The organism is Serratia sp. CY52157, assembly GCF_052168495.1.
Lineage (GTDB): Bacteria > Pseudomonadota > Gammaproteobacteria > Enterobacterales > Enterobacteriaceae > Serratia > Serratia ureilytica.
Genome location: NZ_JBJNMO010000001.1, coordinates 1574708 through 1589664 on the forward strand (window position 1 = coordinate 1574708; position 14957 = coordinate 1589664).

A 14957-nucleotide genomic window follows, 5' to 3' on the forward strand; every position below is an offset into this window, starting at 1 on the left:
TTTATTTCGTGCCATTGTCCTGCGGCAATTCCTGCTGCAGCCAGGCCAGAAACGCCCTGACCGGCGGATGCCGCTCGCGCCCCGGCGCGCACAGTACGCTGTATGCGGCGCCCGGTACGCGCACCTCGGGCCGGTACGCCGCCAGCAGGCCGTTGTCCACCATCTCGGACACCATCACCGAGCTGGCGAGCACCCACCCTTGCCCGGCCACCGCCGCCTGCAGGGCGTAATGCTCCTCGTGATAGCTGCGCATCGCCGCATGGCGCCGCCACCAATCGACCCCGGCGGCCCGGCACCAGTCATGCCAGCCGCTGTCGTACAGCGCCGAATCCCCCCACTTGACGGTGATCAGCACCGGATTTTCCGGCTCGGCAGCGGCCAGCCCCGGCGCGGCGTAGACGCCAAAGCTTTCCTCCAGCCGCGCCGCCTGATGCAGCGCGGGATAGTGCGCGCGGCTGTAGCGCACCGCCACGTCCACGCTGGCGTCTTGCTGCAGATCGATCACCTCGGCGCAGGCCTCCAGGCGCACCAGATAGTGCGGATACGCCTGATAGAAGCGCCCCAGGCGCGGCACCAGCCACAGCGCCGCGAACGAGTGCGTCACCGAAACGCACAGCGATCCTGCGCTGTGCTGCGGCCGCAGGCCTTCGAGCGTGGCGGCGACGTCCAGCAGCGCGCCGTGCACCCCGGCAAACAGCGTTTCCCCCTTCGGTGTCAGCCGCACGCCGCGCGGTACCCGCTCGAACAGCGCAAACCCCAACTGCTGCTCCAGCGCTTTGATCTGGTGTGATATCGCCGTCGGCGTCACCGCCAGTTCGGCCGCCGCCAGTTTGAAGCTGCGCAGGCGAGCGGCGGATTCGAAGGTGCGTAATGCGTTGACGGGCAGCGTAGCGAACATGGTGAAGCCTCTCCAGATGAGTTGAATTCATCCTGGCAGAAAAGCCGTCATTTGTCGCCCGCCGGGATTTGTTTCTAGAGTAAGGCTGAATTCATTTCACACAGAGGAATATGACATGAATGCAACTCATCAACCCAAGCGTTTGGCGGTGCTGGTCGGCAGCCCGCGCCGCGACGGCAACAGCGCCACGCTGGCACAGGCGATCATGGCGGGCGCCGCCGAAGCCGGCACCGTCGCCAGCCTGCATTTTCTCGACGATTACCTGAGCGGTTTTCTGAGCGATGAACGCCATACGCCTCCGCCGGCCGATCGCTACGCCGAGTTGTTCCTGGAGCACTTCCTGCCGGCCGACGGCGCGGTATTTTGCACGCCGATTTACTGGTACGGCATGTCGGCGCAAACCAAGGCCTTTTTCGATCGCTCATTCAGCTTCTATTCCAATGCCTACCCTCAGGCGGCGGACGTGCACCAACGCATGAGCGGCAAGCGCATCGGGCTGGCGGTGGCGTCGGAAGAGACCTACCCCGGCGCGGCGTTGGGCATCGTGCATCAGATCCAGGAGTTCAGCCGTTACACCCATTCCGCCTTCGTTGGGCTGGTGCACGGCGCCGGCAACCAGCGCGGCGAGATCGCCCGCGATCCGCGCAACCCGCTGCGGGCCGCCCGCGAGTTGGGGCGCGAGTTCTTCACCCGCCCCTATTCGGATTATCAGATGGACAGCCCGCGCAGCACGCAGGTGTGGGCGGACTGACGCTTGAGCCTGCCGGCAAATCGCACTGTCACCCTCCGGCGGCGATCGCCGCCAGCAGATGACGCGCGACGCTTTCGGCGTGTTCCGCCACCTGCGGCAGCCCCATCAGTTCGCCAAAGCGGCCGCGCGCCGCCGGGCCGGCCACCAGCAGGCGCGGGTTGGCCAGGCCGTCGCCGCCGATCGCCTGGCTGTCGGCATTGACCCACAGCCCCAGCCCCAGCGGATCGGCGCGCAGCGCCCCCTGCTCCGCCAGTGAACGGAGCAAGGGGCTGGCGGCGATCAGCCCGGCATGGGCCGGGCCCGTGGTGATCAGCAGCCGCTGCGCCTGCAGCGCCCGCTCTGCGCCTTGGCGCGGCAAAATCGTCAACCTTACGCCCTGCGGCGTTCGCTCCGCCCGCCGCAAACGAGCGGCCAATACCTGCAGCGTGCCCGCCGCCTGTTGCTCCGCCAGCAACGTGCTCACCTGCGGCGCAAGGCGATAGCGATGCACGTCCCAATAGGCGCGCAAATGCCGCAGAAAGCGCTGCTGTTCGGTCGGCGTCAACGCTTGCCACAGGCGCTGCCCCTGGGCGCGCACCGCGTCCAACACCGCCTGCCACGGCACCCGTTGCCGAGCGGCGCGCGCCACCTCAAGGCGCACCTGCCGCACCCCAGCGCGCAGTCCGGCGGACGGGGCAAACGACCATGTCGGGTACTCCCCTTCGGCATTGGGGCGCGGCAGCAGGCCGTGACGAGAGAAGGCGGTAATCGGCCCGCGATGCCCGCGGCGGTGCAACGCCGCCACCGTATCGGCCATCGTCAGCCCAGTGCCGACGATCGCCAACGCCTCACCGGGTTCAACTTCGTCCAGCGCCTCCGCCGCCCAGGGATTGGCGATCAGACGCGCATCGCGCGCCAGCTCCGGGGCGATCTGCCGCGGCAGCGCGGGCGGCGGATGGCTGGTCGCCAACACCACATAGTCGCCCCACAGCCGTTCGCCGCCGGCGGTGATGACGGTCGCGCCCTGCGCCTGCGGCTGCAGGTGCAGCGCCCGATCGCGCAGGTGCCGCAAGCGGGCCCGGCCCGACTGCGCCGCCTGATGGAAACGTTCCTCGACATAGCGGCCGAAGGCGCCGCGCTGCGGATAGGCTTTACCGTCGCGCCACAACGCCTGTGGATCGGCCACCAATCCGCCGCCCAGGCGATACCAGCGGTCAAAATCCCCCGCCGGCTCATCCGCCAGCTGCATCCGATCGGCCGGGACGTTGATGCGGTGGGTCGGTTCAGTGGTCGAGTAGGCCACGCCATAGCCCGGCGCCGCGCGCGGTTCGATCACCGTGACATCCACCGCTCCGCGCGCCAGCTGGATCGCCAGCGCCGCGCCGGTGAAACCGCCGCCGATAACGATAATATGGGCACGCTTCGCCATCAGCCCTCCCGCTGTACCGGGCCGGGACGACGATCGCCGCCGATGGTTTCGCCGAACGGGCCGGTATTGATCGTGCGGGCCGTCTGATGGGCCGGCTGCGCCAGCGGCAACAGCGGCATCACCAGTTCGGCGAAGCGGTGGGCCTCTTCCAGATGCGGATAGCCGGAAAGGATGAAATTGTCGATGCCCAGCGCCTGATACTCGCGTATGCGCGCCGCCACCTGCTGCGGATTGCCCACCAACGCGGTGCCGGCGCCGCCGCGCACCAGGCCGACGCCGGCCCACAGGTTGGGGCCGATGCGCAGACTCTCGCGCGAGCCGCCATGCAGCTCGCTCATGCGGCGCTGGCCGGTGGAGTCCATGCGCGCAAAGATCTGCTGCGCCGCCGCGATGGTGTCGTCATCCAGATGCGCGATCAGGCGCTCAGCCGCCGCCCAGGCTTCGTCTTCGGTTTCGCGCACGATAACGTGCAGGCGAATGCCGTAGCTGAGTTTACGTCCCTGCCGCTCGGCGCGCTGGCGCACCGCCGCCAGCTTTTCCGCCACCTGAGCCAGCGGCTCGCCCCAGGTCAGGTAGGTGTCGATCTGCCCGGCGGCGATGTCGATCGCTTCCGGCGAGGAGCCGCCGAAATAGAGCGGCGGGCCGTTTTCCTGCACCGGCGGGAACAGCAACTCGGCGCCTTCGACGCGAATATGCTTACCGCTGAAATCCACCTTCTCCCCTTGCAGCAGCCGTTGATACACCGTGAGAAATTCCTGTGTCACCTCGTAGCGTTCGGCATGGCTGAGGAAGATGCCATCCCCTTTGTTTTCCACCGGATCGCCGCCGGTCACCACGTTGATCAGCAGGCGCCCGTCCGACAACCGGTCCAGCGTCGCGGCCATGCGCGCCGCCAGGCTCGGCGGCTGCAGGCCGGGGCGCACCGCCACCAGATAGCGCAACCGACGGGTGAGCGGTGCCAGCGCCGCCGCCACCAACCAGGAATCCTCGCAGCTTTTACCGGTTGGGATCAGCACGCCGTAATAGCCGAGGTTATCGGCGGCCAGCGCCACTTGCTGCAAGTAAGGCAAGTCTACCGGGCGCCCGCCCTGCGCCGTGCCCAGATAGCGGCCATCGCCGTGGGTCGGCAGAAACCAGAAAACGTTGATGCGTTCTTTCGCTGACTCAGTCATTTATGCTTTTCCTATATAACTATTCTCAATATTTATCGATAGAAAAATCTTGCTTGGTTATAAAACGAAAAGCAGGATGCATGCCACAGTGGCGGATTTTAAAAATCAATATATATCAATACGTTGAAAAGATATCACCGCCCAAACGCTGCTGCATTGGCAGCAGGCGGCGGCGAAAAGCTGTTGCCAATGCAGCACCGTGCGCCTTTTACCCTCTCGCGGCCGCTCATGGGTTGGGATAAGATTTTTTTCCCCCTTCGCCGTCAGCCAGGAGACGCCCATGTACGATCCCCAACCGTTCGCCGCCGACAAACCGGTGCTGATCGATCCGGCGTCGCTCGCTCTGCAAAGCGTGCTCGATCGGCTGGCCCCCACCGATGCCACCGTACTGATCGTCGGCGAAACCGGCACCGGCAAAGAGGTGGTGGCGCGCTATCTGCACCACCACAGCGCGCGCCGCCATCGCCCTTTTTTGGCGGTCAACTGCGGCGCGCTGACGGAAAGCCTGGCGGAAGCCGAATTGTTCGGCCATGAGAAAGGCGCCTTCACCGGCGCCGTCGGCACCCATCAGGGCTGGTTCGAAGCGGCGGAAGGCGGCACCCTGCTGCTGGACGAGATCGGCGAACTCAACCTGTCGCTGCAGGTCAAGCTGCTGCGCGTGTTGCAGGAACGAGAAATCACCCGCGTCGGTTCGCGCAAACCGCTGAAGATCGATGTGCGGGTCATCGCCGCCACCCACGTCGATCTGGCCGGCGCAATCCGCCAACGGCGCTTCCGCGAAGATCTCTATTACCGGCTGAACGTCGCGGCGGTGACCTTACCCCCGTTGCGCCAGCGGCCGGAGGACATTCCGGCGCTGACCAGACACTTTCTTGCGCTGTACGCCCACCGGCTGGGACGGCCGCCGCTGCAGTTGACGGTGGAGGCGCAGCAGGCGCTGCTGGACTACCCCTGGCCCGGCAACGTGCGCGAGCTGGAGAACACGCTGCATAATGCGGTCTTGCTGAGCCAGGAGGGGCCGATCGCCCCGCAGCAACTGCGGCTCACGCAACGCCTGACGGATCACGGCGGCGGCGGTGACGACGCCATCGATCGCTTCGTGCAGCAGCAGTTACAAGGCGACAGTACCCAGCTCTACCAACGGGTGCTGGATGCGCTGGTGCGCAACGCCTTCGAACGCAGCGGCGGCAACCAGCTGCAGGCGGCGGCCTTGCTCGGCGTCAGCCGCAATACCCTGCGCACCCATTTGGCGCATCTTGGCCTGATCAAACCGCGCCGCCGCAGCGCCCGCGCGCCCGCGCATTCGCCGGCCATCAGAGCAGCGCCGCTGCCCGAACGCGAACTGCGCATCGGCTATCAAAAATTTGGCAACCTCGGCGTGCTCAAGGCGCGGCAAAGCCTGGAACAGCACTTCGCCGCACAGCGCATCAGCGTACTGTGGAGCGAGTTTCCCGCCGGGCCGCAGCTGCTGCACGCGCTCGACGGCGATGAGATAGACTTCGGCACCACCGGCGAAGTGCCGCCGATCTTCGCGCAGGCGCAGGGCAACGCGCTGGTGTATGTCGGGTTTGAGCCGCCGGCGCCGCAAAGCGTGGCGATGGTGGTGCCGCAAGACAGCCCGATACGCAGCGCCGCCGATCTGCGCGGCAAACGCATCGCGCTCAACAAAGGCTCTAACGTGCACTATTTATTGCTGCAGATGTTGGACGAACAGGGACTGACGTTGAACGATGTGCGCATCGTCTATGCGCCGCCGAAGTATCCGCTGTCGGCGACCGACCTGCAGGCGGTGGACGCCTGGATGATGTGGGATCCGCTGCTCAGCGACGCGCAGCGCAGCGGGGAACTGCGCGTGATCGCCGACGGCACCCAACGGGTGCTCAATCAGCAATTCTATCTGGCGCGCCGCGAGTTCGCCGAGCGCTCGGGCGATCTGTTGCAGCCGCTGATGCAAGCATTGCAGCACACCGGCCGCTACATTGCCGCGCAGCCGAGAGAAGCCGCTCGTCACCTTTCCGACGAACTGGGGCTGGCGAGCGCCTCGCTGGAACTCGCGCTGTCGCGCCGCAGCCACGAGATCCGCGCCATGGATTTGCAGGTGATCCGCCAGCAGCAAAGCATCGCCGACCGCTTCTACGCCCTGGGGCTGTTGCCCAAAGCGATCGCCGTGCGCGAGGCGGTTTGGCCGCTGGGATCTTAGCCTGGCTTCGGAGGGCGTAGCATCGGCCGCCCTTTCTCCTCTGCGCACAAACTCATTCCGCCGTCGGAGCCGGGCGGTAATGCCAATGCCGCAAAGACATTTTTAGGTAAAATATACCGCCGATGTCAGTGCTAGGATTAATTCGCTATCATTTTATGTGCACTTTCAATTAACGTTACCCTGTTATTTTCGCATTCGCCGGTCGTCACGACCGGCTTTTTTATTTCCCCGCTTCCCTGCCAAAAATATCGTTTTTTGGTAAAAAAAAGCGCGCCAGGTAGGATTACATAGCAACTGCATGGCCTTATTTCCCGTGTAGGGCCGTGCATCTCAGAGAGATTGTCGATGTTTCATTGGCCGGCGTTAATCGCCGGCTTTTTTTATCTTCATTTCATGACGCCTGCGCGTCGCAGGCCCCACGTCTTATTGCCAAAGAGGATGCGCGCATGCCGAGTCTATTGTTCCGTGAGATAACACTTTTCGGTAAAGACAAAACCTCAACGCGCGCTATTATTTAATTGTAGTGTTGTCATACCTATTGAATACCCCATGCTTACCGACCCTCGCGGTCGGTTTTTTTTCTTCTTCACCAACCGTTCCGTTGGCGGCAACAGGCTTATGGGGCGTTGACGGGAGGGCGCCATCAAAATATCGATGGCATAACCCAAGCTTTCCGTTGTGATCAGGCAACCTGCTGCCGCGCGCGATAAACAGAGCTCATTTTATCGGGATGAAATACCACATGCTGACATTTTCCTTTTCACCGGGGCAGTGATCGTGAATTTTAAAGATTACGCTTTGCGTGATGAAGATATCCAGGGAAGCCAACACCCCCTCATAGAGCGATAGGATGAACTCGTTTTCGCTCATCTTTTTTTCATTGCGTCTGATCGCAATGTACTTTGCCGATGCGTTGTACAGGCTACAGGTTATTGGATTCTTTACGTTTACCTTCATCTGCCCCCGGCTGATTACCGGCGAAAGCAGTTGCACGATCCTTTTATTCTCGTAATACTCATGCAGATTCAAGTACACGATGCTGCTGGGGAAAGGCTCTTTATCGAAGCCAATAATCGGTTGATAATTGAGAAAAGGCCAATCGCGCAGGGTTCTGAATGTTCTTGGCGGGCAACCGAATTGATTTGAAAACGCACGGCTAAATGATTGCTGAGAACTAAATCCGGAGAGCAACGCGATTTCATAGATCTTCATATCGGTACATTTCAGCAATAACGTCGCGCGGCTTAGTCTGCGCTTTCTGATATAGGTCCCTATCTTCATCCCTTCATACAAATAGAACATCCGCTGTAAATGCCCGATGGAATACCCTGACTTAATGGATAGCGCCCTTATTGATACATGGATTTGTGTATCAATGGCTTTTTCAATGATAGCGATTATCTCATCTAAAATATTGCGTCTGAACTTGTTAGAACAATCCATAGTAAAGCCTGTCATCTTGCTATTTTTATTATTGAATGCATCTCTCTTCTTGCGGAACCAAAAGCTGTCCGGCTTGCTTTCTTTCGAAGAATGGCATTCCCATATCCGTTCAAATATATCCACGCATCACGTTGCACTGAAATCATTTCCAGGGCGAAAGATGCCGATTCACCTCTCGCACAAGATGAGATTCACAAAGAAGTCGTGTGGAAAAACGCTGATAAACCACGGACGCCAAGACAGAACAACGCTCAGCGTTTATTCTGCCTCAAAAAACGCAGGCCACAGCCAGAAGATAAATAGCAAACGCTATTTTTCGTGAAAATACCCCCCTCATACTCCTCCCTGAATGTCATTATCCTTGATACCCCCTTGGATTAACCATTATTTAATTGCGCAATCCCCTGCCTGGCCTATTTGCCGCTTAACCACCCACTCTTAAACATAGAATAGTTAATTATTTCGATTCGAAAAGATGTTACTGTCAATAAATTGACAGCCATATAGAGTTTTTATCTATCAATGAGCAAAAAATGTGCTCCCACTACCTTGATTCATTCATGCAAATTTATAAAAATCAATAAATTAATACACTTAAAATGTATCCCTGCACTTTCTCCTTCTTCGCCATACGCTGCTATTTGGTAAATGACACTTTTAAGTACATTTTTTTTAATTTACCGCGTTAATATTGCAAGCGTTCTATACTCAGGATATTTCCTAAAAGAACGGATAAATTGGGGACTTATCGCTGAATACCGATAACGCGTTATTTTACCCAACGCAACCATTAGGCAGATAACTAAAAGGGAGCTCCTGCATGTTTATAACCAAAGTCATTGAGGAGCTGCTCGCCTGGGTGGAAGAAAGTGGGTTCAATGAGAAGCTCACCGTTGAGATGCTGTCAGAAAAAAGCGGATATTCACGCGGGCATATCCAAAAAGCGTTTAAAGATGAAACAGGGATGACTTTCGGGAGCTATGTGAGGGGCAGAAAACTCATTCGCGCCGCATTTATGTTGAAAGCGACGAACCTCTCTATTTCCGATATCGTTAAAGCGCTGAACTTTCAGTCATATCAATCCTTTGAACGGGCGTTTCGCAAGCAATTCAGAACCTCGCCGATGCAGTATCGCAAAAGTAAATCGTGGGACGTGTCCTCCGCCATCCCATTGCTGTTTCTCGACGGCATTCCCGAGCATCGCTATGTGCACCTGCCAAAATTTTTCGACGATTCAGGGGATGGCGTTGATGCAGAGATAGATCACTTCCATCCTGCGGTTTCCGCGCTGCGATTGGCGGCAATTGATAACATGAAAAAAACGGATAGCGGCGTGATTAACTTTTTCAATTTTGGCGCGAGCATCAAGAAAGAAAATTACGTCAGCATCTATTTGAAGACCCTCTATATTTCTGAAGAAGACTGTCTTGGCAGCGTGCTTGCCTCTCTGGCCGACGCCCAGGGAAAAAAAGACATGCAACTTTATGCAGAGTTCTGTTTTGACGGCGCAAGCGATGAGGCGCAAAAATTCACGCAAAGTATCTACACCAAATCATTCCCGATAAATAAAGTTGGCATGATCGATCGCTTTCTCATTGAAATTATCACCCCCAAAGGCGGCGATAGAATAGAGATGAAGACCTATATCCCCATTGTCTTCCCTATCAAGCACAGAGAGAAAGAGGTAGCGCCAGGGCCAGCGCGGTAACCCTGTCACTATCGGCGTTGCTATTTATTAAAAAGGGTAATGATTTATATTAAACAATAAAGAGTTATGATGAAATTAGGCTCAAAACCACTCATTACCCACTCGCTGCAAAGCGCCAACTTTAAGACTTATCTAATTGGAAAACACATCGATATCGCCCTGAAGATCGCGCCAAGATGAGTTCTTCTCGCCCCCACAAGGAATCACCGCTTATCCGTTAAGCGTTGACTTCGATATGACTTACGTACCAAAACCTTAAATATCAATATGTTACCCACATTTGCTTTTTGTGCGGCCGATTGGGTAACTTATTGTTTTTATTACATTTGCGCTAAATACCCCGCCTGAGCGCAACCGGCATTTTTCGCTTTATCCCGCCCGCACGCTTGTAGACATCCCCAGGTAGTGACGATATTTTATTTCTACGAGACTTATTTTTACGGGTGCTATCAATATGCCTTAAACAAGAATAAAGTGCGTCAGGAAAATAGAATTATGAGTATTCAAGTATGGTCTAAAAACCTAAAAAAACACTATCCTAATGTTAATGTTGAAAAAGTCACCGTCGGCGAACGCGGGAAAGGTTATATTGTCTATGTCGATGGGGAAAGAATGGCATTAAATCATTTTTTTCGCCGTTTCTATCGACACCGGCTTGATAAAGAATGACGTTTCACCCTGAACTCAACGCAGGATAAACCTCTACGCAACCTCGTGATTAAAAGCAATTTCGCATTCATCATCACTCTAAATAATTAGTCCAGAGAGGCTCTTTCATTCAATGCGCTTATCACTGCAATAAAATATCGGATTGCCCAGCGCACCCAAAACCGTATCTCTGCGAGACGGTTACAACCCGGTATTAAATAAAAATGTTGATGGTTATTTTTATCGCGCGCGTTCTGTCATCGCCCAATAAAAACCCCTTATCTTGGTCTGGCGACTGATCCAAGCCGCAATGGCCACTGTTGAAATGGATATCAAAACGACAACTCAATGCCCCTAAAGCGTTAAAGAATAAAAAGTCTCAAGGCGGGACATGCCTTGCCTTTCGCGCCGGCATTTTACGCGTTGGCAGCGATGGGATGGTGATCCAATGTGGATTTTAAAGTCAAAGGAAAACATATGATTAGAACATCGTTTGGTAAGAGAGCCGCAATAATCACGTTCTTTTGCTTGCTGGTTTTTTCTGGCGTCGCGTTAACCGTGGGGGGAATTTGGCTGATCGCCCTCGGCGGATCGTTCTACTATGCCATTACCGGGATAGGCTACATCGCCGCCGCAGTGCTGGTCCTCAAGCGCAGCAAATCGGCTTGTTACTTAACCGGCCTGCTGTTTTTGATGACGGTGCTGTGGGCGCTTTGGGAATCGGGGCTTAACTACTGGGCATTGTTCCCTCGTCTGCTGGTGCCCGCCGGCCTCTCTATTATCGCCGCGTTTTTACTTCCCTCGTACCTGCACGGCGCCAAGAGTCGAAAGCAGGCTTACATCGCCGGTTCGGCATTATCCGTGGCCTTTGTCGCTTTCTTTATCGGCGCCTTCTTTCCCCATGGCGAAATTACCCCTGCTGGCGACGTGACGTTTATCGAGAGCAAAAGCGACAATGTGCCTGCCGATTGGAGCGCCTATGGCCGCACGACGGAAGGAACGCGCTACGCGCCGTTCAATCAGGTGAACCGTTCAACCGTCAAAGATCTGAAACTCGCCTGGGTGTATCGCACCGGCGATTTCCGGCCGGGCGTGGACCAAAATACCCCGCTCGCGATTGATGATGTGGTGTATAGCTGCACGCCCAACGGTCTTATCACCGCTATCGATGCCGATACGGGTAAAGCGCGCTGGAAATTTGACTCGCATTCCACCTCCCCCGTTTGGCAACGCTGCCGCGGGCTTGGCTACTACAAAAATGAGGAGGTTGCGCCAGGCGCTCTGTGCGAGAAAACGATCGTTCACACCACGATCGATGCCCGCCTCATTGCGCTGGATGCCAAAACGGGCCAGAAATGCCCCGCCTTCGGTCAAAACGGTGAGGTGAATCTCGGCCAGCATATGGGGGAAGTCAAACCGGGTTATTACTTCCAAACCTCGGCGCCGACCATCGCCAGAGGGAAGATTATCGTCGGCGGCTGGGTTATCGATAACGTAATGAAAGGCGAGCCTTCCGGCGTCATCAGGGCGTTCGACGCCAAAACCGGCGAGTTGGACTGGGCGTGGGACTTAGGCAACCCGGGCATCACCAAGGCTCCGCCGGCCGGAAGCACCTATACGCGCGGCACGCCGAATATGTGGACCACCGCCGCCTATGACGACAAATTAGGCTTGTTGTATGCGCCGCTTGGCAATGCAACGCCCGACTATTACGGCATGAATCGCCCGGAAAATTCGGATGCGTACAACTCTGCCCTGGTCGCCATTGATATTGAAACAGGCCGTGAGCGCTGGAAATTCCAAACCACGCATCACGACATTTGGGATTATGACCTCGCGTCCCAACCCGCGCTGGTGGACGGTTTTGATGAGCAACATCGCCCGGTGCCCGCCCTTTTGCTCGGCACCAAACGCGGGCAGATTTTCTACCTGAACCGGGAGACCGGCAAACCGTTGGCGCAGGTTGAAGAGAAAGCCGTGCCGACGCAAGGCGCCGCAGAGGAAGAGCGCCTCTCGCCAACCCAGCCGTTCTCCGTCGGCATGCCGACCATTGGTGCCGAACGCCTGACCGAAGAAAAAATGTGGGGCACCACCCTGTTTGACCAGATGGCCTGCCGCATCCTGTTCAAACAGATGAATTACCAGGGCGACATGACCCCGATCGGCACCCGCCCAACGCTCGAGCAGCCCGGCAATTTAGGCGGACTCAACTGGGGGAGCATGTCGATTGATCCTGTGAACCATATGGCTTACATGAACGATGTGCGCATCCCGAATGTGTTTTGGTTAGTGGCGCGCGACAGCTATGAACGCGTCGCGAAGCAGTACCCGCAAAAAGTGATCGATGGCCACGGGCCTTCCCCCATGATCGGCACGCCATACGGCATGATCACGTTGATGTGGATGTCGCCGCTCGAAGTGCCTTGCAACCAACCCCCTTACGGCACGATCACCGCCGTCGATTACAAAAACAAAAAGATCGCCTGGCAGATACCGGCCGGCACCGCCGAAAAAATGGGGCCGCTGGGCATCAGATCGCACCTGCCGATGCCGGTTGGCATGCCCACCTACGCGGGCACCATGACGACCGCCGGCGGCCTGGTCTTCTTCGCCGGCTTCCAGGACTATTATCTGCGCGCCTATAACAGCAGCACCGGCAAAGAAGTCTGGAAATATGCGCTGCCGGTCGGCGCGAGCGCGACGCCGATGAGCTACGTTTCGCCTAAAACCGGCAAGCAATACATCGTTATTGTGGTCGGCGGCGCCGCGCATTCGTCAGAAACCGGCGATTACGTGATGGCGTTTGCGCTGCCTTAACCCTTTGCCCCGTTTGCCTGCGCCATCACACAGGCAAGCGGGGGCGAAGACCGGCCTTGCTCAACTGCGCTTTCTTTATCGACAGCGGCCGCCGTGGCCGCTGTTCAGCCTTGGCCGACGAGCCCGCCTGAGGGGCGGCATGCAGAAAAACCGTTTGATAACGGCGAGAAAAATTAAATCCACAAAAGGTTCACGATGGAAACATTCTTCACCATATTGATCTTATTGCTCACCGTCTCGTTGTCCGGCGTCGTGACGCGCATATTGCCCTTCCAGATCCCGCTTCCGCTGATGCAAATCATCGTTGGCGCCGTGTTGGCCTGGCCGCAGTTTGGGTTGCATATCGACTTCAATCCCGAGCTTTTCTTGATGCTGTTTATTCCCCCGTTGCTGTTCGCCGACGGTTGGAAAACGCCGGCGCAAGAGTTCATCCATTACGGCAGAGAAATCCTTTGTCTGGCCCTGGTGCTGGTGATCATCACGGTCGTCGGGGTGGGTTATCTGATTCACTTCCTGCTCCCGTCAATCCCCCTCGCCGCCGCGTTTGCCCTGGCCGCCGTTCTGTCGCCAACGGACGCCGTGGCGCTGTCCGGCATCGTCGGTAAAGGACGCATGCCCAAACCCGTGATGAGCGTAATTGAAGGGGAGGCGCTGATGAACGACGCCTCCGGGTTGGTTTCCCTCAACTTCTCCATCGCTGTCGCGCTCGGCGCGATGGCGTTTACCTTCGAGAGCGCCTTTCTGACCTTTCTTCAGGTATCGATTGGCGGGGTGCTGTGCGGCATCATTATTGTCTTTCTCTATAATCAAATGGTTAAGTTCATCCATAAATGGATGTATAACGATTCCGCCACCCAGATTATTTTCTCGCTGTTACTGCCCTTTTCCTGCTACCTGATTGCGGAAAGAATCGGCGTATCCGGCATCCTGGCCGCCGTCAGCGCCGGCATGATGATTGGCCAATCCAAAGTGAATCGCAGCATGCCGCTGGTGCGTTTACGCACCAATAATATTTGGGAAATGCTCGAGTTCGTGTTTAACGGCATGGTGTTTATTCTGCTTGGGCTGCAGCTGCCGGGCATCTTGAACTTCACCGTGGCGCAAACCGGTATCGATCATTCCATCAGCCTGAAGACGCTGCTGGCTTACGTGGTGATCATCTATTTTAGTTTGATCGCCGTGCGTTTGATTTGGCTGTGGCTGATGAAGGTCGGCAGCGCGACCCTGATGCGCAAAGATCCGCTGTTATTTTCGAAATTCAGCACGCGCGATCTGTTCGTCGCCGCCTTTGCCGGGGTGCGAGGGGCGGTGACCCTGGCGGGCGTGCTGTCAATTCCGCTGTTTCTATTGGATGGCTCGCCATTCCCGGGGCGGTATCAGCTGGTGTTTATCGCCTCGGGAGTCATCTTGCTGTCGATCGTCGTCGGCATCGTCACGCTGCCCTTCCTGTTGCGCGGCAATCTGCCGCCGGAAGAAGATCAGGAAGAGGCTTTCTCCGTTTCAGAAGCCTTGGCGAGCGCGGCGACCAAGGCCGTCAACGAAACCAAGGAAAAGCTGCTCGTCGCCCCGCCGGACGACGCCACGCCGGAACTGATTGAAGAAACGACGCGGCGGATGCTGGACGTGCTGCAACGTAAAATTCTGACCAAAGAAGACGTTAAGAATATCGTGGCGCTGAAGCGGCTGGAAAAGCAGCTGTACTTAGCCTCGTTGCACGCGGAAAGAGAAGAGCTGTACCGGCTGCGCCGCATGAAGAAAATCAGCCATGAGAAACAGAGAAAGCTGCTGCATCGCATTGATATTACTGAGGTGCTGATCGCTGAAGACAGCGTTTAAACGAGGAGATGAAGGCGGTTCGCCCCCCGCCTTCGGCGCGCGGTTGCCGGCCCAACGCCGCAATCGCGCGCCGCAA

Annotated in this window: 10 protein-coding genes; 6 read left to right on the forward strand and 4 right to left on the reverse strand. The window is 57.3% G+C overall.

The genetic code is table 11. From position 1 onward, the window contains the following. Position 1: 1 nt before the first annotated feature. Positions 2 to 898: a LysR substrate-binding domain-containing protein gene (locus tag ACJ8IP_RS07500; protein ID WP_089191983.1), complete on the reverse strand. Its 897-nt coding sequence runs from the start codon at positions 896 to 898 to the stop codon at positions 2 to 4. A gap of 115 nt (positions 899 to 1013) precedes the next feature. Here ACJ8IP_RS07500 and ACJ8IP_RS07505 point away from each other — a divergent pair, with 115 nt between their 5' ends. Next, positions 1014 to 1649, forward strand: coding sequence for a flavodoxin family protein (locus ACJ8IP_RS07505; RefSeq protein WP_042784975.1), 636 nt, complete (start codon positions 1014 to 1016; stop codon positions 1647 to 1649). A 28-nt stretch (positions 1650 to 1677) separates the two neighbouring features. On the opposite strand, the gene ACJ8IP_RS07510 is transcribed toward ACJ8IP_RS07505, so the two are convergent. Both ACJ8IP_RS07510 and ssuD read right to left on the reverse strand, forming a co-directional pair. Beyond that, positions 1678 to 3057 (reverse strand): FAD/NAD(P)-binding protein, encoded by a 1380-nt coding sequence (locus tag ACJ8IP_RS07510; RefSeq protein WP_089191984.1) that lies wholly within the window; start codon positions 3055 to 3057, stop codon positions 1678 to 1680. Next, a complete protein-coding gene (gene ssuD / locus ACJ8IP_RS07515) occupies positions 3057 to 4229 on the reverse strand; it encodes an FMNH2-dependent alkanesulfonate monooxygenase (protein WP_089191985.1) in 1173 nt (390 codons plus the stop codon). Before ssuD ends, ACJ8IP_RS07510 begins: the two co-directional genes overlap by 1 nt. Positions 4230 to 4509: 280 nt before the next feature. Here ssuD and ACJ8IP_RS07520 point away from each other — a divergent pair, with 280 nt between their 5' ends. Further along, complete coding sequence (locus ACJ8IP_RS07520; RefSeq protein ID WP_273974241.1) at positions 4510 to 6429, forward strand: sigma-54-dependent Fis family transcriptional regulator; 1920 nt, start codon at positions 4510 to 4512, stop codon at positions 6427 to 6429. A 717-nt stretch (positions 6430 to 7146) separates the two neighbouring features. Here ACJ8IP_RS07520 and ACJ8IP_RS07525 read toward each other — a convergent pair. Then, positions 7147 to 7995 carry a helix-turn-helix domain-containing protein gene (locus ACJ8IP_RS07525; RefSeq protein ID WP_273974242.1) on the reverse strand — a complete coding sequence of 283 codons (849 nt, stop codon included), beginning with the start codon at positions 7993 to 7995 and terminating at the stop codon, positions 7147 to 7149. A gap of 697 nt (positions 7996 to 8692) precedes the next feature. On the opposite strand from ACJ8IP_RS07525, the gene ACJ8IP_RS07530 reads away from it, so the two are divergent. From ACJ8IP_RS07530 to ACJ8IP_RS07545, 4 genes are all read left to right on the forward strand, one after another. Further along, on the forward strand, positions 8693 to 9580 hold the full coding sequence (locus ACJ8IP_RS07530; RefSeq protein ID WP_442524352.1) for a helix-turn-helix domain-containing protein: 888 nt from the start codon (positions 8693 to 8695) through the stop codon (positions 9578 to 9580). 495 nt (positions 9581 to 10075) lie between these two features. Further along, positions 10076 to 10249, forward strand: coding sequence for a hypothetical protein (locus ACJ8IP_RS07535; RefSeq protein WP_154219870.1), 174 nt, complete (start codon positions 10076 to 10078; stop codon positions 10247 to 10249). A 456-nt stretch (positions 10250 to 10705) separates the two neighbouring features. Continuing rightward, positions 10706 to 13045: a membrane-bound PQQ-dependent dehydrogenase, glucose/quinate/shikimate family gene (locus tag ACJ8IP_RS07540; protein WP_273974244.1), complete on the forward strand. Its 2340-nt coding sequence runs from the start codon at positions 10706 to 10708 to the stop codon at positions 13043 to 13045. Between the two features lie 195 nt (positions 13046 to 13240). Next, positions 13241 to 14881 carry a Na+/H+ antiporter gene (locus ACJ8IP_RS07545; protein ID WP_442524353.1) on the forward strand — a complete coding sequence of 547 codons (1641 nt, stop codon included), beginning with the start codon at positions 13241 to 13243 and terminating at the stop codon, positions 14879 to 14881. Positions 14882 to 14957 lie beyond the last annotated feature (76 nt).